The following is a 20,056-nucleotide window of genomic DNA, read 5'->3' on the forward strand; positions in this document are numbered from 1 at the left end:
ATAAAAAGTCTCGTGGGGCGAGTGCCAGCAAGCCGTAGCAGAAAATCATAAGGATAGTCGATTACAGAATTAGCCATGGACTTCACGCTCACTGCCGAGCAGAAGCAAATCAGAGATATGGTCTCTGAGTTCGTCGACGAGGAGGTCAAGCCTCGTGCGGCGGAGATAGACGAGACCGACGAGTTCCCCGCCGACCTCGTCCGCGAGATGGGTGAACTCGGTCTGATGGGCATGCCATTCCCGGAGAAATACGGCGGCGCGGGCCTCGATTATCACTCGTATGCTATCGGCCTCGAAGAGATTTCGCGCGGGTCTGGTGGCCTCGGGACCATCGTCGCGGCCCACACGAGTCTCGCGGGCAACATGCTCTACGAGTTCGGCAACGAAGCGCAGAAACAGACCTACCTCACCCCTGTCAACGAAGGGACCGACATCGGCGCGTTCGCGCTCTCGGAACCGGGTGCGGGAAGCGACGTCCCAGCGATGGAGACGACGGCGACGAAAGACGGCGACGAGTACGTCGTCAACGGCGGCAAGCTCTGGATTTCGAACGGGTCAGTCGCCGACACCGTCGTGCTGTTCGCGAAGACCGACCCCGGTGCGGGCAACAAAGGAATCTCCTCGTTCGTCGTTCGTCCCGACGAGGACGACGGATTCATCGTCGAAGGGACGGAGCACAAACTCGGCGACAAAGGTTGTCCGACGGCCGAACTCCGCTTCGACGACATGCGCATCCCCGAGGACCGACTCCTCGGAGAGGAAGGTGAAGGCTTCGTCCAGGCCCTGAAGACGCTCAACGGCGGGCGCATCACCATCGCGGCACGCTCTATCGGTATCGCACGCGCGGCCCTCGACGACGCCGTCAAATATGCCGGCGAGCGCGAGCAGTTCGACCAGCCGATCGGCGAGTTCCAGGCGATCAAACACAAACTCGCCGACATGGACACCAAGGTACAGGCCGCCAAACTCCTCATGCACAAGGCCGCCGACCTGAAGATGAACGACGAGACGTTCATCAAGGAAGCCGCACAGGCGAAGCTCTACGCGTCTGAAATCTCCCGCGAAGTCGCCAACGAAGGCATCCAGATTCACGGTGGCTACGGCTACACCAAGGATTTCGCGGCCGAACGCTACTACCGCGACGCCAAACTCAACGAGATTTACGAAGGGACCAGCGAGATTCTCCGCAACACCATCGGCGACTGGCTTCAGAAGTAATACACAACGGCGACTGGCTTCAGAAGTAGTCGTCGTCGGTCCGTGGTTCACACGTCCGTTTCGTCTTCTCGGTTCTCGTCGGTATCCACGCGTTCTGTGAGCCACGCGTAGTACGATTCGACTCGCTTCGCTCCACCGTCTGTGAGGCTGTACACGTCGTATATCCCCTCGGTTCGTCGTTCGAGGTGGCCCGAATCCACGAGTGCGTCGAGTGTTCCGTAGAACGACTGCGGGTCGAGGCGCATGTCGTAGTACTGCTCTACTCGTGTCTTTATCTTCTGTCCACGGAGTTCACCCGCATCGTAGAGGATGGCGCAGAGGTCACGCCGACGGCCGCTCTGAAACCACATACCATCACCTCGAAGGATAGGCACACGTCACTTTCGTTCCATCCTGCGACTCGTATTCTCACCGTTCGAGAGAACCGGTACATTAGACACGGCCCAGTTCTTAGCGGCGGCTATGAGTGAACAGGAGGCTAGCGCCAACGGCATCACCGCGAGATATTACGTCACCGACTCCGAGCGCGTCCTCGAATTCGACAGAGAGGGCCGGACTGCCGCCGTGGCGCAGAACATCTCCGGGTACGCGATGCTCAAAGTTCGCCCGACTGTCGATGGCGACGAGTTAGAACGCTACTACGGATTCGATATGGCCCTCGACCACGCCGCAGAACTGCTCGGTGTCTCTCCGCACGACTTACCCGTCCCGGAAGCCGCGGCGGATATGGGGATGTGAAGAGACGGTTCTCGCACACGCGTTTATCATTATTTCACCGGACTACCTATTCATCCATCTCACCGGACCGCCCACTCATCCCCAGTAGAACTTCGGCCCCAAGAACAGATAGCCGAGCGCCAAGAACAGCAGACCGAACGCGAACCCTTCGCCGATGGTTCCAGAGAGCAGGATGGCGAGTCCCTGAACGACGCCCATCACGAGCGCGTCCTGTGCGTGTAAGTCCGGATACGTCACGTCCGAGAGCATGAGCGCGGCCATAATCGCTGAGAGGACAACGAGTAACATCGGGTCGACGAACCCGACGAGCACGCCTGCCGAGAGGATCGTCGCTGCGAGCGTCGTCGGAACCCCAATCGTTTCGTCGCTACCGCTGTCGTAGGCGGTGTAGAGTGCCAGTCGAACGACTGCCGCCGCGACGAACAGTGCCGCGATGGCGATGCCAAGGACGACTCTGAATTGGTCGAAGCCCCACATTTCGCGGACGACAGCGACGACGAGGAGTGCCGGTGCAACCCCGAAGGAGGCCACGTCGGCGAGCGAGTCGAGATACGGCCCTGCCTCGGTTCCCCCGTAGTGTCTGGCGACGACGCCGTCGAGTCCGTCGGCCACCGCGGCGAGGAGAATCGCCTTGGCGGCGAGGCGAACGTCGATTGCGGTGAGCACCGCAGCGACGAACCCAAGGGCCGCGTTACTCGCGGTGACCATATCCGCGAGTCCCAACCGGCCGACGAATCGGGGTCTCATACCGTTGCGATTGCGCACCTCCCCTTTGCCTTTTACGTTCCGTCCGTGCCATCGGGTTCGCCGGGCGAACCATGCGACATTTATCCGTCGCGTCCCGAGAGTCGGCTATGCGAGACGATGGGTCTGTAGACGGTCACCAGAGTCGGCGTCGATTCCTCGCGGCGACGGGAACGGCCGTAACGGTCGGTCTCGCGGGGTGTGCGGCCACGTTGGCATCTGACGGTGACTTCGACGTGGGCATGACTGCGACCGCCTTTACCCCACCGACGGTCACCATCGAAGTCGGTGACACTGTCGTCTGGAAAAACACGAGTTCGCGCGGCCACACTGTCACTGCCTACGAGGCGGTCCTCCCCGAAGGCGCAGCGTTCTTCGCCAGTGGCGGATACGACGACGAGCAGACGGCCCGAGACGCGTACTCGAACTCACTCGGCGGCCTCATCAACAGTAACGAGACGTACTCGTACACCTTCGACGTTCCCGGCGAGTACAAGTATCTCTGCATCCCGCACGAACAGGCCGGGATGGTCGGGACAGTCGTCGTCGAAGCGTAATCGCTGGCTGATTCTCTCACGGACCGGTTCTCTCGAGAGTGCTGCCGCTCAGCACTGAGCTTCAGAAAAAGTCGAAATTGGAATTCAGACCGCCGAGTGGGCGGACTTACTCTTCGTCGACGTCGACTGCGACGTCCTCTTCGTCGACGCTGACTGCTGCTTCTTCCTCGGCCTCGATTTCCTCGGGGCGTGCTTCGAGGGAGAACTTCTTGACTTCGACGCGGCGCAGCGGGTAAATCTGCTTCGCCTCGCCGTAGATGGCCGACGAGAGACGGCCTTCGGTGATGCTGTTGGTCAGGTCGTCGTACGTTCGCTCGGTGATGGCCTCACGGGTGAGGTCGATCATGATACGGCGAATCGCGTGTTCCTGACTGCGGTCGGCCTTCTTCGTGGTGAAGGCGACAGGCTGAACCTGGACACGGAAGTCGTCTTTCGTGACTGCCGTGACGTTGGCGTCAACCTTGGATGCGCCGCGGCGGACGAGACTACGGAGGTAGTCTCGGGTGAGTTCCTGCTGGATGAACTCGGTGTAGGCGGCGTCGCTGCCGACGTCGTTCACCTTGAAAGTGAGTTTGACGTTGTTTGCGCCCTGGTCGTCGTTGAGTTCGCCAAGGGTTGCTTCGACGGTGCGGCCGTAGACCTTCTCGGGTTCGTCGGCGAAGGTTTCGCCGAGTTCCTTACGGTCGAAATTCTCGGGTGCGATGACCTTGTACCATCGCTTTCCGCGCTTCTGCTTAGAGACGGATCGTTCACTCATAGTTAGTGGTTGTGTGCGTTCGTGTTGCTGCGATGACGGTCTCTGCGACCGTCACGTTGACGACGTAATCATCGACCGTAGACTGGAGTCCACCGGTCGAATCGCGTTCGATTGTGGTGACGAGTTCGTCCCCTTCGACTGCCATCTGCATCGAGTCCGTGTTGTCCGGACCGAGTGCACCTGCGACGATGTCCGGGTCGTCGTGTGTCGTCCGCAGGGTCGCACGCCGAGTCATGCTCATCGGCGCACCTCCCGGACGGCCGTGACGACCGATTTCGGTTCGACCGAGGGGTCGAACCGCATCGTTGCTTCCTCGGGTGACCCAGTTGCTGACGCGTCGCCCAGTTCGGTCGCTGCCGCGGCGAGTTGGTCGTCCAGTCCGGACGGACCGGTCGAGACGAGGGCCGCAGCGCCGGTTCCAACCGCGAGGACGGTGGATTCCGGCGACCGAAAGTCACGAGCGAGACGGGCGACTGTCGCGAGTCGTCCCGGCGACGAGAGGTCACACGAGAGCGCGTAGAGGCGCTCGTAGCGACCTGTCGTCGCCGAACGAAGTGCAGTGTGTGTCGCCTGTGCGTGGTCGCGCCACGCGTCGAGTGCTGCGTCACGAACGTCGTGACCAAGCGCCAGTGCGACGGCCACACCCGGCGTCTCCCGAACAGTCGCGTCGAGAACGTCGGCGAATCCACCGACGGTCGCGAAGGGTCCGTTCGGGGTTGCGTCCGGGTGAAGGACGCGTTCGACTGCGCTCACTGCTCGCGGTGTCGCGTCGGTGCCCGTCGCATCGAGTGCGACGAGGGATGCGACACGTCTGTGTGCGTCCGCGTCGAGTTCGGCCGGGAGCGACAGTTCAGCGAGTGCTGCCTGTGCGCGCTCTGTGTCGGCCGAAAACGGTGCGTGAACGAGCGTGGAGTGTGCGAGTCCGTCTGCGAGGTCGGCCGTCGGAACGGCCACTCCGGGTCGGGACTCGACACCCACCTCGTTCGCCGCCTCCACGAGCGCGGTGTCGTCCTCCGGTGACACACTGGCGGCGTAGTGGCCAGCCAGTGCAACCACCGGGTCGGGGTCGACACCGAGTTCGCGGACGACGGTGACCGCGTCGTGTGGGTCGATTTCGAGGTCGGCATCGGCGTCCGAAAGCCCCACGACGGTCGCGACGTCGTCGTTCGCGATCGTGTCGGGGGCGTCGGTCGCTCGGATACGGAAGGGGACATCGAGTGTCTCGAGCGCCCGCCCGATGACGCCCGCAGCAGCGACGGCAGCACCGCTCGTGTGGACGCGGAGACGAACGAATGTCGCCTCGCGAAGCGTCGCGGCGGCGTCGGCGGCGGGTGTCTGTTCGGCGGGGCTCATAGACATCGACTTACTTTTCGAGGAGTTCGACGGCGACGTCGTAGTTGTACGTGAAGTCGTCGTCGAGTTTGTCTCCACGGTAGTAGGAGACGAGTCGTCGAATCTTCGACTCCGTGTTCTGGAGCGCGCGACGGTTGGACTTGTCCTGTCGGTTCTCCTCCATGTGTTCGCGGAGGCGAACTGCGCGTTCCATCAGGTTACGGAGGTCCTCGGGGAGTTCGGGCGAGGCGTCGTTCTCTTCGAGGATGGTGGTTACTTTCTTGCCGGTGGCGAGTTTGACGTCCGGAACTGGGACGCCCTTGACGCCTTCGTCACGCAGGGATAGGCCAATCTGGCTTGGGTCGTTGCCCTGTTCGGCAAGTTCGACGACGCGTGCTTCGATGTCTGCTGCGTCGACGTCACTCCACTCCGGTGCTTCGTCTGCCACGGGCTTGTCCGAACCGGACGAGCCTCGGCGGCGGGTGTGCATTCGTGCCATTGTTGCGGGTTGGAACCGCACTGACCGCAGAAACGAGTACCCCGTAGTCGCATTGGCGACTACTGGGGCACTACCGCAATCCCAAGCCCGCACATGCGGGCGCGTCAGATTTGCGGCCGTGCTAGATTCCCATGCGTTTGTCTACACGCGCCGGGTTAAACCGTTTCGACTCTGTCTCGCCCCGAATCGAAGGGCTTCTAAACGGGTGGCGGCTACCAATTGGTGAGGGCTCGTAGATCAGGGGTAGATCACTCCCTTGGCATGGGAGAGGCCCCGGGTTCAAATCCCGGCGAGTCCACTCACTTCCTTTCGGTCGTTTCACTCCCTCCAGTCGTTCGTGGATTCGCCGTACTCCCCCTCGCTGCGCTCGCGGGAGTCCCGGCGAGTCCGCCAACCCCCTTCATCACCACCCGACGAGCAACGACTCCGCCGAGAATCCCACGAGTCCACTGACACACCACGGGAAAAACGCTGCCCCAGTCGCCAGCGATGCTATACTTCTGTCCGTTGTTATGTTCAGTATGAGTAGTTCGACAAAACGACGGGTGTGGCGGGTCGTCAGCCCCGAACGGGAGGGTCGCTTGGCCCAGCGTCTCGATTCCGCCGCGCTCGTCCTCGCGTCGCTAAACGTCCTGGCCGTTGTTTTGCAGAGCATGGACGCCCTCTACGACAGATTCGAACTGCTGTTCGACGGGTTCGCGTTCGTCTCTGTCGCTCTTTTTACTATCCTGTTCGTCGTCAGATTGTGGGCGTCGGCCACCGCGAGAGAGTATCGAGGGTCAGAAGGACGACTTCGATTCGTTCGGCGTCCATTCGTGTTCCTCGACTTGTTCGTCATCGTGGTGTTCTGGCCCTCGTTCATCTGGTTTCCCGAGACGCTGGGTGGTGTTCGCGTTCTCTGGTTCGCTCGACTCTTCGACCTCCCTCGTTTTCGACGCTCGCGAGAGCGTTTCAGGCGGGTTATCGCTTCGAAGCGCGACGACCTGGCGATCGCCTTTAGCGGAGCCGGGATGTTGGCTGTCGTCTCGTCGACGTTGATGTACTTCGTCGAACGTCGCGTGCAACCCGAGGCGTTTGGGTCGATTCCCGATGCACTCTGGTGGGGTATCGTGACACTCACAACCGTCGGATACGGCGACGTGGTTCCAGTCACACCACTGGGTCGCATTTTTGGTGCGATTACGACGTTCGGTGGCATCGCCTTCTTCGCGCTCCCATCGAGTATCCTCGCGTCGGGGTTCTTGGCCGAACGGGAACGCGAACAGCGAACACCAACAGAGACGGATGACCCAAGAGCAGCGCCGACACACTCGACTGGCGAGCAGACTGAAACGCGATGCCCACACTGCGGAGAGCCACTGAACTCGACGGAGTCGACTACCCACGAACAACGTGGGGACGAAAACGAGTAACGAAGCTGAATTACGCCCTGTCGTCGGAGACGACGATGTCATCGGCCGCGAGGTCGGTCACGTGGCGGACGATTTCGGGGTCAACTTGCGCGACAGCCTCGCCGTCGTGTAGCTGGTCGTTGTGTTTTTGAATCGTCTCCGGAACGGCTGAGAGCGAGACTCGCGAGGTGGTTTCGCACTCCTCACACACGATGGGAACGAGTGGTGCATCGTCGTCGTCACTTGCCATAGCACGTCGATTTTCGAACAGAGGGAAAAACAGGTTCGGTTCGCCGCCGCTATGGTGGGCGTCTCGTCTCAGGCGTCCTGTTGTGCTTCCTCTTCGTCAGTCAGTACGTCGTCGGCCGCGTTGTACTGGTCTCCGAAGAGTTGGCGGTAGTCTGAGTCGGACTCGTCGCTTGGCTCCCAGTCGATGTAGTACTCGGTCATCGTCTCGGCGACGATTTGTGCGAACGTGTCGAGTTCATCTTCGATATCCGAAGCGACGTCCAGCGAAAGGTCGTAGTTCCCATCGACGACCTCCGGGATCTCGTACTCGACACGCTGGCTCTCGATGTCCCAGTAGAAGTCGAGCTTGCGGAACAGCCCTAACTCGACCGCAGTCTCGAACTCCTTGTCGGTCAGAAGCGTCTCTTCGACCCACTGGCTGTAGGCTTCGCCCCATGCGTTCTCTCGTTCGAAGAAGTTCTGGATCTCCGCTCGGCGTTCCTCGTCGTTGTGGTACTCTTCGTCGTCACGGCCGGTGTAGATTGACGGCAGGTCAGGGGGAACGTCGGGCAGACTCATGAACGTAATAGGTCAGTGAGCACGATAACTATCACCACGGTGTTGGAAATCGTCCGACTACACTGCACGGATTCGTCACTGGCGTCGGAGAGGCGGTTACGCGCCTCGTCGGAGGACCTTCGAATGTCTTCTCGGTTGGGAGTGGCTCGGCATTCTTGCACTCGCCCCCACCGATTGTTGTCTCTGGTGTCCCCAACTATCTTGAATTATTGAATTAATTGGGAGAATGTCTGTCCCATCTCACCATTTCAGACAATATTTATCGTGTTAGTTTGCGTATGTCTATTTCTATGACTGTTCGAACTGGTGAACAGAAACGAAGTAGGCTGGTCCTCGTGACGCTCGTTTTTGCCCTTCTAGTGGTGACCGCGGGGTGTGTTGGAGACGGAGAGGGTCCCGGTGGTGAGACAAATGCGACGACACAGGAGCAAGTAACGGAACCACCGACAGACGAACCGACGGAAGCCCCGACAGAAGAACCACCTGCAACTGACGAACCGACTGAGACAGAAGCCCCCGGTGGTGGCGACGGTGGCGACGGAGACGCTGGCGGCGACGAATCGAACAGCCAGACGTTGTTACTCCTCGGCGCACTCGCCGTGTTTGCTGTCGGGTTCGTCGCTGCGGGCGTTCTCAGAGGCCGTAACAAATCTGAACCGAAGCGGGAGACTACTGCTGCACCCACCCCTGCCGAAGAACGTCGCTCCGATGCTGAGCGCGTCATCTCGCTCCTCCACAAGAACAACGGCCGAATCTTCCAGGATGTACTCGAGGAGGAACTCGATTGGTCGCCATCGCATACTCGGCGTGTTCTCGATGGCCTCGTCGCGACGGGCGACGTCGAACGCAGAGACGTAGACGGTGGGTGGCTCATCGTCTTTGCAGACCCAGATAGCCACACTGACGAGGAGTGAGTCTCCCAGCGAGTTTGGCCGACGATGCCACGCCACGGACGCTCAACTGTCCGACGATTCGAAGCCCTTATTTATTCGACCGGGGAACAAACGAGTGCGTTTGCGGGCTCGTAGATCAGGGGTAGATCACTCCCTTGGCATGGGAGAGGCCCCGGGTTCAAATCCCGGCGAGTCCACTCACTTCTTCCGTCGCTACGCTCCGTCAGTCGTTCGTGGACTCGCCGTACTCCCTCTCACTGCGCTCGCGGGAGTCCCGGCGAGTCCATCAACTTCTGTCACAACAACCCATTGAGCAGTGACGCTGTCAGGAGGTCATCGAACGAACACTGTGGTGACTGAATTGATGACTGTCCGAGACTGGATGCGCTCGCTCAGTAACTGACCGACTAAACAACCCCATCATATCACGCACTGCAACCTATGCAGTATCATGAGAAGCACTAGAATGGGGTGATCGATGAGAGAATCAGTCACAGACTGCGACGAACATCGACGAACGTCCCGTCCCGTGGCGTGAGGACAGCGACGTACCTGTAACGGGACAGTACTGGAGGGGTATTGTTGTGACGGACGTCCCAACGAGCATGGGTCTGGCACCCGACGGCGTGAGTTTGTCCGTCACCACCGGTCAGAGGCACGTTTCCACCAGGCGCCTTTGTCGTCGGCGATATCCTCGTATCTGGGGGCACGGACCCCCATACTCCCTTTGAAGGGGCCGAGGCCCAGACGACTCCTCGTACGCAACTCGTGAGTGCAGTGTTCCCGTCAGGTGAGTGCGGCCTCGACAACCAGTCCGAATTCCTGACGGTCAGATAGCCAATGAGGTTTTGGTCCCGGGCGTTGAGAGAGTACATAATGAGCGGTCGCCCCCGTGTCCCGTGGTTGTATCGCGTCGTCCGTGACCGTTCGGGACAAGCATCTCCACTCGCAGTCGTACTCCTCCTCGGAATAACTGTTCTCGGTACGACAGCCATCGTAACTCTCGGCGGCGCAGCACTCGACGACACCAAACAGGCGTCGAATGCCGCCCGTGCTGAACACTCGATGACGCTGTTCGACTCGAAAGTGGCAATCACCGCACTCGGTGACTCGCAGTCACAGGTCGTCGAACTCAGCGGCTCTCGAAGTGGTGAGTACCTCGTCCGTGAAAATTCGACTCGAATCGTCATCACACACAATGATTACGACGGGGACGGGTCTTCTCAGGAGTTGTACAACCAGACGCTCGGGAGCGTCGAATACCGAACGGGTGACGTGGTAATCGCCTACGAAGGCGGCGGAGTCTGGCGCACGCAGGACAACGGCACGTCGATGGTGTCACCACCGGAGTTCCACTACCGAGATAAGACGCTCACGCTGCCAGTGATTCAGGTGGTTGGTGACGGTGGCTCAGCGCGAAGTCCAACCGCCGATATTCTCGAAGAACAGCAAGCCAACCGAATCTATCCGAAGCCATCGAAAAATTACACGGGCAGTAACCAGACCTACATCAATCCGGTCGAGAACGGTACTGTCGAAGTCACAATCTATAGCCCGCACTACCGTGGGTGGGCACAGTTCTTCGAAGAACGGACGGAAGGTAATATGACGCTTGACCACACGAATGAGTCGGTCAGTGTCGAGTTAGAGGCAATCGGTGGCGTCATCGGCGAGTTCAGAATGCCGAACGAGGGCGGGTCCATCGAGGTTAGAGGGATGGACGCCGACCACAACGTCAGTGATTACGAGTTGAATTTGACGACGCTGTCCACCGACAGTAAGGACTTCAATAATATGCACTGGTCGATGTATCACGACGGCCTGTCGGAGGACCTCGAGTTCCACATCTACTCTGACGGTCAGTGTAGCGGTGGGACTTTCAATGGAAAAGTCGACCTCAGCATCTACTACTCCAACCAGACGGGCGTCTATCAGGGGTGGCAAAACTCCAACATCGACCCAACCGAGTCAGACTCGGCGGTACAGGTTGACTGTTCGAACGACCCCGAGACGATGACGGTCAACTTCACACATAGTTCTACCAACATGACCTACGGTGACATCACGCCGACTGGGAGCGACAACAAGTGGTACTTCGGTCCCGAAATCAAAGACAACAGCGCGAACGACTCGGTCACCTTCACCCAGCACACCGCTGACGGTAATGTAACCTACAACGCTACCGAGAATGACAACGCGTCGCTCAAATACGTCACGAACCACTATATGTCGCTGCTCTCTCCGAAGTTCAAACTCACTGTGACGGATGGCCCGGGAAGCAGTGAGCGTGTGGACGAACAGGCTTCGGCCGGGAATCTCGATTACACGCAGGCAGACGGTGGCCGGTACATCACGTTCCTCCACATCACAGAGAACCGCGTCGAGGTTCGCTTCCGCTGACAGCGTCAGTCGATCAGCGACACGTCGACTTGTTTTTCGACGACGTGAATGGAGTCGACGTCCGAGATTGTACACGAGACCATCGTATCGTTCGCGACGGGGCAACTCATGCCGTCGTAGGACTCGAGTTCGGACTTCCAGAGGCCCGCCCGTGGCGACGTGACGTTGACCGTGACCGTGTAGGGACTGTTCTCGGTTGCGATACCACGATACTTTGGACCCGAGTCGGTCATTTCGGAGCGAATGAGATACGTTCCCGAGCCGCCGACTGCGTTCGCACTCGACGAGGAGCGTCGGGTAGATATCGTGGAGATGACGACAGCTTCGTCCGTCAAGACGAACGCTGGGTGACGAACGATTGTCATCGCGTCGTCGGTTCCACGGAAGACAGTTCCGAACGCGTAGACGAGTCGTTCGTCGGATACCTCCGATGTGTAGACGAGTGGGCGCGTCGTCACAGAGGCGTTCTGCGCCACCCCACCTTGTGTCCACTCGACTGTCATCGTGACAGGAGTGCCGAACGAGAGCGCTGATTCAGCTAACTTGATCTCGGTTGCTCTGCTCGGCGCACCGCGAACGGCGATGTCTTCCATGTTGTCGTCGAGGATGTCGAAGGCGCGTTCGGCGTTGTTGAGTCGCTCAACGTCACGAGTGTCCTCCAGACCGTCCATCCCGACGGCCGTGACGACGCCAACCGTCGAGAGGACGAGCGAGAACACGAAGATGAAGCCAAGCGTGTCGCTCACTGCACGTCGGTCAACCATTGGTCACCTCCAGTTCGTGGTCGCCGTCGCCGTCGAAGTCGTCGGACGTGACGATTACGACACCGGCGTCGACCGACCCGTCTTCGAGTTGTGCAGTTGTTTCGACTGTGACGGACACGGTAACCTCGGGGTCGACAGAGCGCAAGACGAGTTGGTTCGACCCGGATTCGACACTGATTCGGTAGGTCGTACCGGCGACCCGGTTTGGTAGTTCGAGACGCGTACTGACCCTCTCGACCGTTTCGTCGTCGGACGACGACGCCATGCGGTCTACGGATTCGAGGTTGGCGGCGAGTCGCTGTCCAACGACTTCGAGTTCAGTCTCGGTTACACGCTCGTGCTCGGTGGCGACGTAGCCGCCCGCTCCGGCCATGATTCCGGAGATGAGAATCGTGGTAATCGAGAGTGTCAGGACGAACCCGAGCGTCGTGGAGACTGCGCGTTCCGACATTAGAGTTCACCCGGTGCGATTCGTATCTCTTTTTTCACGGTCGTTCCGCTGGAGTAGAAGATGTACGTCACGTTGGCGTCGTAGAGTGCGGGTTGTGCGACCGGCCACGAACTGCTGTCGGCGGATTCGTAGTGGGTGAGCCCGAGGAGCGCGGCGAGTGACGTGTTGCGGTCGGTCATGTACAGTTCGTACGTTCCCTCGGCTTCGTCACCGTTCTCGAACCGGACATCTGCTTCGCCGTCTACCGCGTTGTGGACCGTTTCGAGCGGAGCGCAGTACCGTGTCCCGACGGTTCGGCCACCCACGTCGACGACGAGCGAATCCCCGCGGGTTGGCTCGACCTCGCAGGATCCGACGACGTCACCTGAGTCGTCTTCGACGGTTACCACGACATTGCTATCGTTCGCGTGCACGAAGACGGTCACGTCGTCGTCGCCGTCGATGACGAGACGGAACGCATCGCTTCGTGTCGAATTAAGCGAACTCTGTGAGACGTTGAGTCGAATTGCACGAACCTCTTCGTTGTTCGCGAGGTCCCAATTGGTAGCCCCTGAGGCGTCAGTGAAGTTCCTCGCCGGGTCGTCCTGATGGACTCGAACTCCAGTCGTGCTCGTTTCGGTGTACGAAACGTGCACCGTGAAACCATTTGCCGACTCCAACGTGCCTGCTGTCGTACTCCAGTTGGTGAGCGACGAGTTGAATTCAGATTCGATTTCGGTTGCGCTCTCGTTGTCATCGTTGCGGTTTTCTGCGTCCAGTATCTGTCCACTGGCCTCGACCAGTGCACGTTGGCCACTGAGCGCATCGTCGAGTTGCGTGTCTGTCGTCCGCGTGGCGATGTTTTCGGTGTAGATTGCCGTGTTGAGGATCAACGCGAGACTCACGAGCATCACGGCGATAGCCAGCGCCGTGACGAGGAAGAGCTGGCCACGGTCGTCGCTGGTGAGTCGTGAGACGGGATTCACATCCGCCATACGACCACCTCCACCTTCAGGACGGTCCATACTGGGTCGCCCTGGTGTCGCTCTTCGAGATAGAACGACGACGCCGAATCGAGGGTCGTATTCGTCGGTACTGCAACCTGACCCTTCGGTTCGTGGAGGACATCGTCGTCCATGAGCGTAACCAGACGTGAGGCGGACGCGGCGTGGTCACTCGGTTTACCCATGTGGACGAGGCCGAATCGATTCAGTGCCTTCCCCTCCTGGTTGGCTTGCACCGTGTAGATATCCACGTTGAACGCGATGCCACGCTCACCAAACGTGTCGTTGAGCATCTGACCGAACGCCGTCGGTGGGCCACCGTCCACGTAATTATCCTCTTCTATCTGGCTGATGCTCGACAGCAGAATCGTCCGTTTGAGCGTCCCGTTTTCTGCGGCAGCGTCGAGCAGTCCCTGTGCGACCGACGCTTGCTGGTTTTCGATGTGCTGACTCGACGTACTCGCCGTCAGTGGCGTCACCGCAGTCACCTGCAACGCGAAGGTGACGCTCGCCAGGAGAACCGTCGCCGCGACGAACGCCTCTAACGTGTGGGCTTGTCCACGAGACATCGTCACCAGACCCTCACCAGTAGTTGGTGGAGTTCGTTATCCCAGAGGACAGACCGGCGAGCGGCGACGACCTGTCCGGACGACGGAACTGGGTCGCCTCGCGTCGCCGCTGACCCGTCTGAGAGAGTTGCAACTGTGCCGTCGTTCAGAAGCGTGACGTTCACGTGGTAGTCGTCACCGATCCCTATCGCGTCTTCGACGGGTCCGGTACCATACTCACAGTCAGCGGGCGGTGAGTTGTTCTGGAAGAACCCCTCGACGCACGCTGTCGAGAGCGCGGTTTGTTCGGTCGGTGCTGAGAGCGCGTCGTTTGCCAGTCGGTCTGCTGCGCGGTTGGCGACGAGCGGTTGGTCCTGTGCATCGTCGAACGGTTGGACGATTTGCGGGACGGTTCCGATTACCCACGCGATAGCCAAGAGGAAGATACCGACACCGACGGCGTAGTCGATGGTGGTCTGTGCACGGCGGCGGTCGGAGTTCGCACGGCCACGCCGACTCATCAGCCAACCACCATCCACGTCCCGAGTGCGAGCGTCTGCAGGATGACGACGAACTTGACTCCCGCGAGGAGATCTGCGTTACGGATGTATCCGCTGATGAACCCAGAGAGCACTGCCTGCAGGGTAACCCCGTGGAAGAACAACAGCGACATGAGGTCCGGGTCGAGCGCGCCACCGAAACTCGGTCCACCCGAGACGCCACCGCCGCTTCCCGACGCCTGTGAGGAGAGTCCGGCCATCACGTCGAGGAACTGCGTCTTCAGGATCGCCATGACGGCGAGGAGCGTCACGTAGGTCATGAGAATGATGGCGACCTGCATTCGGGTTCGTGCGATTCGTTCGCGTTCGATGTCGTCTTGATTCTCGGACGACTGTGCTGCGGTCGTCAGGACTTCCGTAATCTGACTCGACGCTTCCTGTGCCTTCGTGATGAGTTTGACCGTTCGTGCGAGGCGCGGAATGTGGTATTTGTTGTTGAACTCGACGAGCGCCTCTCTGAGGCTCATCCCATAGTTGACCTTCGCGTACATTATCTCGAACTCGTCGGCTAACTTCCCCGACGACGTGTCCGCGACGGTCTGGAACGATTCGAGGAGCGTCTGCCCCGTGTCGTTCGCACTCGATAGCTTTCGGAGGTTGTCCGACAGTTTGCCCGTTATCGCCGACCGAGAGTGGACGTTCCACTCGTGGAAGACGGCCAGCGGAACCGTGACGAGGTAGACTGGGATGTAAAACCAGATGACCGTTCCCCAAATCGGCTGGGCAATCATCCCGTCCCACGACGTTGGTGCAGACCCGCCAATCGCTGCAACCGTGAGGAGGACAATCGCCGCGGGGACGGAGAGGACGAGGGTGTACAATGGGTGTTGTTTGAAAAAGACGTGCGGTTCACGCAGCAGTTCTCGCGTCTTGAACGTCCCTTCTCGGTCTTTGATGCGCGAGAACAACGAGTACTCACCGACGTACGACTCGATGAGTCCCATGTGGATGAGACCCTCTTGTTGCTGGCCTTCGAGTCGCTCACTCCGGTCGTTCGGTAAGAGGAACCCGTCACCGATTTCGTCCTGTTTCACCGTCGAGATGAGGACGAGGAAACCGACACCGACCAGCGGGATGAGGCCATAAATCGTGGCGTAGAGGAGTTCTTGCTGTGCTTGCCCGAGCATACTCATGATGACGAGGATGATGATGAGCAAGAGTGGGAACAGCGAGAGCGTCATGTACATCTCCCCGAACAGTTCCATCGTATCCAGCGTCTGTTCTTGCTCCTGTTTGGCCGTCCGGAGGTGTTTGTCCTTCTTGTCTTTGAGGAAACTTTCCATGTCACCGCCGGAGTTGACGATAGAGAGCATGTCCGTGAGGAACTGCGAGAGTTCGGCGGACGGCGTGAGAAGCGCCTGCTGGCGAATCGCGTTGCGGTAGTCCGTCCCGAAGTACTCGGTCTCCTGGACGATGCTCTGGAACTCTCGGGAGACTTCGCCGTACGTGTCGTCGGCGCGGGCCATCGCTTCCAGAATCTCCAGTTGGTTGAGCCCTCCCACGGACAGGGCGTACATGAACGAGATGGCGTCCGAGAGCAGCATGTTGATCTCGCGCTTTCGCGCCGACGCCGTCGAGTACGGAATCCCGACGAGCGTCCCGAATCCAAGTCCGAATCCGATGGATCCGAAGACGATGCCGGAGACGGTGACCGCGGCCGGCATCACGAGTGAGCGAAGTAGTTCCGCGGTCGATTCGCTCGAGACGGGGATACCGAGGCTGATCGCCTCTGAGGAGACGAGGCCGAGTGCGAAAACGCCGTAGCCGACGAGCATCCCGAGTATCCAAAGCGAGAGACCGACGAGGACACCGATGGCGAGCGCCCGTGAGAGATACAGTTCGACTGTGTGCGGCATCCGCGCCTGTTCGAGTTTCTCTTCGACGTCGGAGACGAACTCTCCGTCTTCGTCGAAGAGCATCTGAAACAGCGGGTAGAACGCGTCACCGAGCGTGTCGGTGCTTCGGTCGAGTCCCGCGGTGTTTTCAGCGTCGATGTTGCTCATCTAGTCGTCCTCGTCGCTCTCGACGGACTGTGACTCCGTCTTCTTCTCGTCTGGTGTGTCGGTATCTGCCGCTTTGAACCCGCCCCACGACTCGGCGTCGACGTCGTCGTCTTCGTCTTCTTCTTCTTCTTCTTCCGAATCAGCCTCGGACGCGGACGCCGTGTCGGCGCTGAAATCGCTCGAGTCGTCGATGCCGAACGCGCCGAAGAAGTCCTCCAGGTCGATGTCGTCGTCGTTCGGGTCCGGGAACGTCGGGTCGCCCGCGTCGTCGAAGCCGAAGTCGTCAGGCTCGCCGTCGATATCGTCGTCGAGCAACGACTCCCACAGGTCTTCGGCCGCCTCGCGTCGGGACTCCTCCTCGCTGGGGTCGTCACTGCTCGCTTCGAGTGCAGGCGTCTCCTGGTCCCCATCGAGTTCCGAGGGACCGTCGTCGCCTTCGAGCTCTGGCGTCTCGTCGCCGGAGTCGAGTTCAGACCGCGCTGTCCCCTCGTCGAGGGCGGGACCTTCGGACGACTCTTCGAGCGCGTCGAGTTCTTCTCTCTCGCCGGGCGTCGCTTCGACGTCCGGTTCTTGCTGTATGTGCCCCAGTGCGTCTGCGACTTCGCCGACGTCGCTGTCGCGGTAGTCGGGGAACAGTTCTTCCTCGGCCCGTCGGAGAATCTCTTTCGCGAGTTCTCTGACGTGCTCTGGCGGGTCCGGACGTGGAACCATCGCCTCACTTTCGGGGTCGATGTCGATGTGGACAGACTCCATCTCGCGGAGGTCTTCGAGACTCCGTTCGAGTTTGTCGGTCGCCATCAGGCCGATGATGGTGTCCTGGTCGTTGATGAACGCCTGGAACGTCGCTGCGACCTGCGTGTACGTGTTGAGACCGCGGTCGATGAGGTACGCGAGGACGACCTGCCGAAGGAATATCTCGTGTTCGAGCGTCTCGTGGTTCCACCCGCGGTCGAACTTGATCTCTTCGAGCGTGTTCGACGACCCCATCTGGAGGAACTCGTCGGTCTCTGCTTGCCACTGATAGACGTCCTGAACGTTGATTTCGTCGTTTTCGGGGTCGTAGTGGTTGATTTCGGTGAGCGACTTGTTCCGGCGAACCTTGCTACCGTCGACCCGCGTCGACGTCTGGATAGAGACGAGGTCGAGCGCCGAGAACATCGTCTTCGAGACGTTGATGGGTGCCGTCGTGAACCGTTTGAGGACTTCGCCCACGGAGTCGGCGTGGAACGTCGTGTACGTGGTGTGACCCGTCGACATGACCTGGAAGAGGGTCCGACCCTCTTCACCACGAATCTCACCCATGACGATGTAGTCTGGGCGCTGACGGAGGGCGGCCTCCAGCAGGTCGAACTCGTCGACGTCCCCCTTGTCGTCGTCAGAGAACGATGGGCGAGTGACCGACGCAATCCAGTTGCGCTGTGGGAGTTCGACCTCACGCGTGTCTTCGATGGAGACGATTTTCGTGTTCGACGGGATGAACAGCGAGACTGCGTTCAGCGAGGTCGTCTTCCCGGATGCCGTCCCGCCTGCGAAGATGAGGCTCTTGTCGTTCTCGATACAGAGCCACAGGAACGCCATCTCCTCCAGCGAGAACGTCGACCAGTTGATGAGGTCGATTGGGGTGAACGGAACGTCCTTGAACTGACGGATCGTGTAGTTCGTCCCGTGGTCGGACACCTCACGGCCGAGCGTGAGTTGTGCACGTGACCCGTCGGGGAGTGTCGCGTCGACCTGTGGCCGCCGCTTGGAGATTCCTTTCCCCGAGCGCTGTGCGAGTTTCACGACGAAGTCGTCGAGTTCACCCTCGCCGTGGTAGATGTTCGAGATTATCTGTTCGTAGTCGGAGTGGTAGACGAACACCGGCGAGTTGTACCCGTCACACGAGATGTCCTCGACGTTGATGTCGTGTTTGATGCCGTCGATGCGCTCGTAGCCGATGAAGTCGCGACGGAGGTAGTACTGTATCTTCTGTACCTGATACGCGTTCAGGTCGGCGTCGTCGTCAGCGAGGACTGCAGACTCAGGCCGGGCGGCGATTCCGTCGAGGCCACCGATTGGCGAGTCGTTCTGTTCCCTCGCCGGCTCACTCCCGAATCCGAGTCGGGAACTGATGCCACCGAAGAGCGAACTGCCGCCGTCAGTTGCTGTCTTCGGTGGTGAGTCGTCGCCATCACTGAACAGCCCACCGAGTCCGAGGCGGTCGAGGATGCCCGACGAACTGGGGGCTTCGTCGACCTCGAGCGTCTCCGGAACAGGGTCATCGTAGAGGTCGTACCGCGACAGGAGGTCGTACGTCTGTGCTTCGATGACCTGTCCACGGTTGTCCACTCCGGCACGAACGACGCTCTCTTCGCTGTATTTGATTGCGGTTCGGAGTTTGCTCGTCAGGAACTCCGTCAGGTCGTCTTCGATGCGGTTCAGATACGGTTCGACGACGTAGTACTTTTTCTCGTTTTCCTTGACGGAGTGGAAGATGATGACGAAGGCGTAGGGTTTGTTCACCCAGTAGCGTTCGACCTCTCGGAAGTGCGTCTTCTTCTCCATCGGGACCGCTTTTTCGAGGTCGTAGCGGTTGGCGAGCGTCGTCGTCCCGTCGGCACGCGAGAAGAACTCGTCTTCGTCGAAATCTTCGTTGACATCGACGGTCCGTGTCTCGACGACGTCGTCGAGTTCCTCGGCACGCTGACCGGCGTGTGCGATGACGTTCTCGATGTGGTCAGGGTCGAATCCGAGTGCGTCTTCGGCATCGAATCGGTCGATGTCCCCGCTCGAATCTCGGGGGCGAGAGCCATCGTTTTCGTAGTAATATTCGCGTTTGTAGTGCTCCCACATCCACTCGTCTTTGACGACGGGTGTCGTGTCGGGGTCACAGAACGCTTCGAACTGTTCGTTGATATCTGTCGCGTGTGCGCCACGCTTCCCGACAAACTCCGCGACATCGACGGGATGGAAGTCGAGATACGTCTCGGGGTCGAGCGAGACGCTCTCCCAGTCCGTTCGGTCGGGCGTCGGTACCTCCTGTTCTTTGTCTTTGCCCCATCGAGAACTACCCGGCGTTTCGGTGCGGGTCCGCGGGTCGAAGCCATAGAGGGCCTCGACATCGCCGTCTTCCCCAAATTCGTCGAGGAAGTCAGCCCACGAATACTCGCCTCTGCGGGCGTTTGACGCCTGGTCCGGGGCGACGTCGCCCTCCACCGGCGACTCCGAGTCACCCTCTATCGCCTTTGGCCCGGATCCGTCGGCGTCTTTCCTTGCCATTGTCATCCGGATATTCGGGTTACTGGAAAAGTCTTTTTCCCAGACTTTTTACACTATAGATGCCGTTTAAACGCTGTTTTTATATGTGTTTATAAGTAGGGCACGTTTCGCATCGATTTGGGTTCCCGCTAAATTGGTGGTTAATCTCACTAC

At 59.7% G+C, this 20,056-nt stretch carries 21 protein-coding genes and 2 tRNA genes; 8 read left to right on the forward strand and 15 right to left on the reverse strand.

What is annotated here, in order from left to right; translation table 11 throughout:
* Positions 1-75: 75 nt before the first annotated feature.
* Complete coding sequence (locus ACK3SC_RS06665; protein WP_416839330.1) at positions 76-1,218, forward strand: acyl-CoA dehydrogenase; 1,143 nt, start codon at positions 76-78, stop codon at positions 1,216-1,218.
* A gap of 47 nt (positions 1,219-1,265) precedes the next feature.
* Here the strand turns inward: ACK3SC_RS06665 and ACK3SC_RS06670 are convergent, their stop codons facing one another.
* Complete coding sequence (locus ACK3SC_RS06670; protein WP_416839331.1) at positions 1,266-1,568, reverse strand: DNA-binding protein; 303 nt, start codon at positions 1,566-1,568, stop codon at positions 1,266-1,268.
* A 112-nt stretch (positions 1,569-1,680) separates the two neighbouring features.
* Between ACK3SC_RS06670 and ACK3SC_RS06675 the strand changes: the two genes are divergently transcribed.
* Positions 1,681-1,956, forward strand: coding sequence for a hypothetical protein (locus ACK3SC_RS06675; protein WP_416839332.1), 276 nt, complete (start codon positions 1,681-1,683; stop codon positions 1,954-1,956).
* A gap of 75 nt (positions 1,957-2,031) precedes the next feature.
* On the opposite strand, the gene ACK3SC_RS06680 is transcribed toward ACK3SC_RS06675, so the two are convergent.
* Positions 2,032-2,703 (reverse strand): protein sorting system archaetidylserine synthase, encoded by a 672-nt coding sequence (locus ACK3SC_RS06680; RefSeq protein ID WP_416839333.1) that lies wholly within the window; start codon positions 2,701-2,703, stop codon positions 2,032-2,034.
* 107 nt (positions 2,704-2,810) lie between these two features.
* Here ACK3SC_RS06680 and ACK3SC_RS06685 point away from each other — a divergent pair, with 107 nt between their 5' ends.
* Positions 2,811-3,257 carry a cupredoxin domain-containing protein gene (locus ACK3SC_RS06685; protein ID WP_416839334.1) on the forward strand — a complete coding sequence of 149 codons (447 nt, stop codon included), beginning with the start codon at positions 2,811-2,813 and terminating at the stop codon, positions 3,255-3,257.
* A gap of 106 nt (positions 3,258-3,363) precedes the next feature.
* Here the strand turns inward: ACK3SC_RS06685 and ACK3SC_RS06690 are convergent, their stop codons facing one another.
* From ACK3SC_RS06690 to ACK3SC_RS06705, 4 genes are read right to left on the reverse strand one after another with little or no spacing between them, the layout of a single operon-like run.
* On the reverse strand, positions 3,364-4,014 hold the full coding sequence (locus ACK3SC_RS06690) for a 30S ribosomal protein S3ae (protein ID WP_416839335.1): 651 nt from the start codon (positions 4,012-4,014) through the stop codon (positions 3,364-3,366).
* On the reverse strand, positions 4,007-4,249 hold the full coding sequence (locus ACK3SC_RS06695; protein WP_416839953.1) for a KEOPS complex subunit Pcc1: 243 nt from the start codon (positions 4,247-4,249) through the stop codon (positions 4,007-4,009). The genes ACK3SC_RS06690 and ACK3SC_RS06695 overlap by 8 nt, the downstream gene beginning before the upstream one ends.
* A gap of 2 nt (positions 4,250-4,251) precedes the next feature.
* Entirely contained in the window at positions 4,252-5,373 is a 1,122-nt protein-coding gene (locus ACK3SC_RS06700; RefSeq protein WP_416839336.1) for an exonuclease, read from the reverse strand.
* Between the two features lie 4 nt (positions 5,374-5,377).
* Positions 5,378-5,845, reverse strand: coding sequence for a 30S ribosomal protein S15 (locus tag ACK3SC_RS06705; protein ID WP_416839337.1), 468 nt, complete (start codon positions 5,843-5,845; stop codon positions 5,378-5,380).
* A gap of 226 nt (positions 5,846-6,071) precedes the next feature.
* On the opposite strand from ACK3SC_RS06705, the gene ACK3SC_RS06710 reads away from it, so the two are divergent.
* A tRNA-Ala gene (locus ACK3SC_RS06710) sits at positions 6,072-6,143 on the forward strand.
* A 223-nt stretch (positions 6,144-6,366) separates the two neighbouring features.
* Positions 6,367-7,257, forward strand: a complete 891-nt coding sequence (locus tag ACK3SC_RS06715) for a potassium channel family protein (protein ID WP_416839338.1) — start codon at positions 6,367-6,369, stop codon at positions 7,255-7,257.
* A 10-nt stretch (positions 7,258-7,267) separates the two neighbouring features.
* Here ACK3SC_RS06715 and ACK3SC_RS06720 read toward each other — a convergent pair whose 3' ends face one another.
* Together ACK3SC_RS06720 and ACK3SC_RS06725 are read right to left on the reverse strand one after the other, a co-directional pair.
* Positions 7,268-7,486 (reverse strand): hypothetical protein, encoded by a 219-nt coding sequence (locus ACK3SC_RS06720; RefSeq protein ID WP_416839339.1) that lies wholly within the window; start codon positions 7,484-7,486, stop codon positions 7,268-7,270.
* 68 nt (positions 7,487-7,554) lie between these two features.
* On the reverse strand, positions 7,555-8,043 hold the full coding sequence (locus tag ACK3SC_RS06725) for a hypothetical protein (protein WP_416839340.1): 489 nt from the start codon (positions 8,041-8,043) through the stop codon (positions 7,555-7,557).
* A gap of 290 nt (positions 8,044-8,333) precedes the next feature.
* On the opposite strand from ACK3SC_RS06725, the gene ACK3SC_RS06730 reads away from it, so the two are divergent.
* The 3 genes from ACK3SC_RS06730 to ACK3SC_RS06740 all read left to right on the forward strand — a co-directional run bounded on the left by ACK3SC_RS06730 (position 8,334) and on the right by ACK3SC_RS06740 (position 11,336).
* Positions 8,334-8,957 (forward strand): hypothetical protein, encoded by a 624-nt coding sequence (locus ACK3SC_RS06730; protein WP_416839341.1) that lies wholly within the window; start codon positions 8,334-8,336, stop codon positions 8,955-8,957.
* A 104-nt stretch (positions 8,958-9,061) separates the two neighbouring features.
* Positions 9,062-9,133 (forward strand) — tRNA-Ala (locus ACK3SC_RS06735).
* 679 nt (positions 9,134-9,812) lie between these two features.
* Positions 9,813-11,336: a hypothetical protein gene (locus ACK3SC_RS06740; RefSeq protein WP_416839342.1), complete on the forward strand. Its 1,524-nt coding sequence runs from the start codon at positions 9,813-9,815 to the stop codon at positions 11,334-11,336.
* 5 nt (positions 11,337-11,341) lie between these two features.
* On the opposite strand, the gene ACK3SC_RS06745 is transcribed toward ACK3SC_RS06740, so the two are convergent.
* Genes ACK3SC_RS06745 through ACK3SC_RS06775 form a run of 7 tightly spaced genes read right to left on the reverse strand, consistent with a single transcriptional unit; the run spans position 11,342 to position 19,903 of the window.
* Positions 11,342-12,100 (reverse strand): hypothetical protein, encoded by a 759-nt coding sequence (locus ACK3SC_RS06745; RefSeq protein WP_416839343.1) that lies wholly within the window; start codon positions 12,098-12,100, stop codon positions 11,342-11,344.
* Entirely contained in the window at positions 12,093-12,551 is a 459-nt protein-coding gene (locus ACK3SC_RS06750; protein WP_416839344.1) for a hypothetical protein, read from the reverse strand. The genes ACK3SC_RS06745 and ACK3SC_RS06750 overlap by 8 nt, the downstream gene beginning before the upstream one ends.
* Positions 12,551-13,525 carry a hypothetical protein gene (locus ACK3SC_RS06755; protein ID WP_416839345.1) on the reverse strand — a complete coding sequence of 325 codons (975 nt, stop codon included), beginning with the start codon at positions 13,523-13,525 and terminating at the stop codon, positions 12,551-12,553. Before ACK3SC_RS06755 ends, ACK3SC_RS06750 begins: the two co-directional genes overlap by 1 nt.
* Positions 13,513-14,112, reverse strand: coding sequence for a hypothetical protein (locus ACK3SC_RS06760; protein WP_416839954.1), 600 nt, complete (start codon positions 14,110-14,112; stop codon positions 13,513-13,515). Before ACK3SC_RS06760 ends, ACK3SC_RS06755 begins: the two co-directional genes overlap by 13 nt.
* Positions 14,106-14,603, reverse strand: a complete 498-nt coding sequence (locus ACK3SC_RS06765; RefSeq protein ID WP_416839346.1) for a hypothetical protein — start codon at positions 14,601-14,603, stop codon at positions 14,106-14,108. The genes ACK3SC_RS06760 and ACK3SC_RS06765 overlap by 7 nt, the downstream gene beginning before the upstream one ends.
* Entirely contained in the window at positions 14,603-16,645 is a 2,043-nt protein-coding gene (locus ACK3SC_RS06770; protein ID WP_416839347.1) for a type II secretion system F family protein, read from the reverse strand. Before ACK3SC_RS06770 ends, ACK3SC_RS06765 begins: the two co-directional genes overlap by 1 nt.
* A complete protein-coding gene (locus tag ACK3SC_RS06775) occupies positions 16,646-19,903 on the reverse strand; it encodes a type II/IV secretion system ATPase subunit (RefSeq protein ID WP_416839348.1) in 3,258 nt (1,085 codons plus the stop codon).
* Positions 19,904-20,056: the final 153 nt, after the last annotated feature.

Origin of the sequence: Haloferax sp. DFSO52 (assembly GCF_048158745.1) — an archaeon.
Taxonomy (GTDB): Archaea; Halobacteriota; Halobacteria; order Halobacteriales; family Haloferacaceae; genus Haloferax.

Bases quoted from the DNA above. Each gene is read 5' to 3' on its own strand.
- ACK3SC_RS06665 (WP_416839330.1), top strand. From the start codon at position 76: ATGGACTTCACGCTCACTGCCGAGCAGAAGCAAATCAGAGATATGGTC.
- ACK3SC_RS06670 (WP_416839331.1), bottom strand. From the start codon at position 1,568: ATGTGGTTTCAGAGCGGCCGTCGGCGTGACCTCTGCGCCATCCTCTAC.
- ACK3SC_RS06675 (WP_416839332.1), top strand. From the start codon at position 1,681: ATGAGTGAACAGGAGGCTAGCGCCAACGGCATCACCGCGAGATATTAC.
- ACK3SC_RS06680 (WP_416839333.1), bottom strand. From the start codon at position 2,703: ATGAGACCCCGATTCGTCGGCCGGTTGGGACTCGCGGATATGGTCACC.
- ACK3SC_RS06685 (WP_416839334.1), top strand. From the start codon at position 2,811: ATGCGAGACGATGGGTCTGTAGACGGTCACCAGAGTCGGCGTCGATTC.
- ACK3SC_RS06690 (WP_416839335.1), bottom strand. From the start codon at position 4,014: ATGAGTGAACGATCCGTCTCTAAGCAGAAGCGCGGAAAGCGATGGTAC.
- ACK3SC_RS06695 (WP_416839953.1), bottom strand. From the start codon at position 4,249: ATGACTCGGCGTGCGACCCTGCGGACGACACACGACGACCCGGACATC.
- ACK3SC_RS06700 (WP_416839336.1), bottom strand. From the start codon at position 5,373: ATGTCTATGAGCCCCGCCGAACAGACACCCGCCGCCGACGCCGCCGCG.
- ACK3SC_RS06705 (WP_416839337.1), bottom strand. From the start codon at position 5,845: ATGGCACGAATGCACACCCGCCGCCGAGGCTCGTCCGGTTCGGACAAG.
- ACK3SC_RS06715 (WP_416839338.1), top strand. From the start codon at position 6,367: ATGAGTAGTTCGACAAAACGACGGGTGTGGCGGGTCGTCAGCCCCGAA.
- ACK3SC_RS06720 (WP_416839339.1), bottom strand. From the start codon at position 7,486: ATGGCAAGTGACGACGACGATGCACCACTCGTTCCCATCGTGTGTGAG.
- ACK3SC_RS06725 (WP_416839340.1), bottom strand. From the start codon at position 8,043: ATGAGTCTGCCCGACGTTCCCCCTGACCTGCCGTCAATCTACACCGGC.
- ACK3SC_RS06730 (WP_416839341.1), top strand. From the start codon at position 8,334: ATGACTGTTCGAACTGGTGAACAGAAACGAAGTAGGCTGGTCCTCGTG.
- ACK3SC_RS06740 (WP_416839342.1), top strand. From the start codon at position 9,813: ATGAGCGGTCGCCCCCGTGTCCCGTGGTTGTATCGCGTCGTCCGTGAC.
- ACK3SC_RS06745 (WP_416839343.1), bottom strand. From the start codon at position 12,100: ATGGTTGACCGACGTGCAGTGAGCGACACGCTTGGCTTCATCTTCGTG.
- ACK3SC_RS06750 (WP_416839344.1), bottom strand. From the start codon at position 12,551: ATGTCGGAACGCGCAGTCTCCACGACGCTCGGGTTCGTCCTGACACTC.
- ACK3SC_RS06755 (WP_416839345.1), bottom strand. From the start codon at position 13,525: ATGGCGGATGTGAATCCCGTCTCACGACTCACCAGCGACGACCGTGGC.
- ACK3SC_RS06765 (WP_416839346.1), bottom strand. From the start codon at position 14,603: ATGAGTCGGCGTGGCCGTGCGAACTCCGACCGCCGCCGTGCACAGACC.
- ACK3SC_RS06770 (WP_416839347.1), bottom strand. From the start codon at position 16,645: ATGAGCAACATCGACGCTGAAAACACCGCGGGACTCGACCGAAGCACC.
- ACK3SC_RS06775 (WP_416839348.1), bottom strand. From the start codon at position 19,903: ATGGCAAGGAAAGACGCCGACGGATCCGGGCCAAAGGCGATAGAGGGT.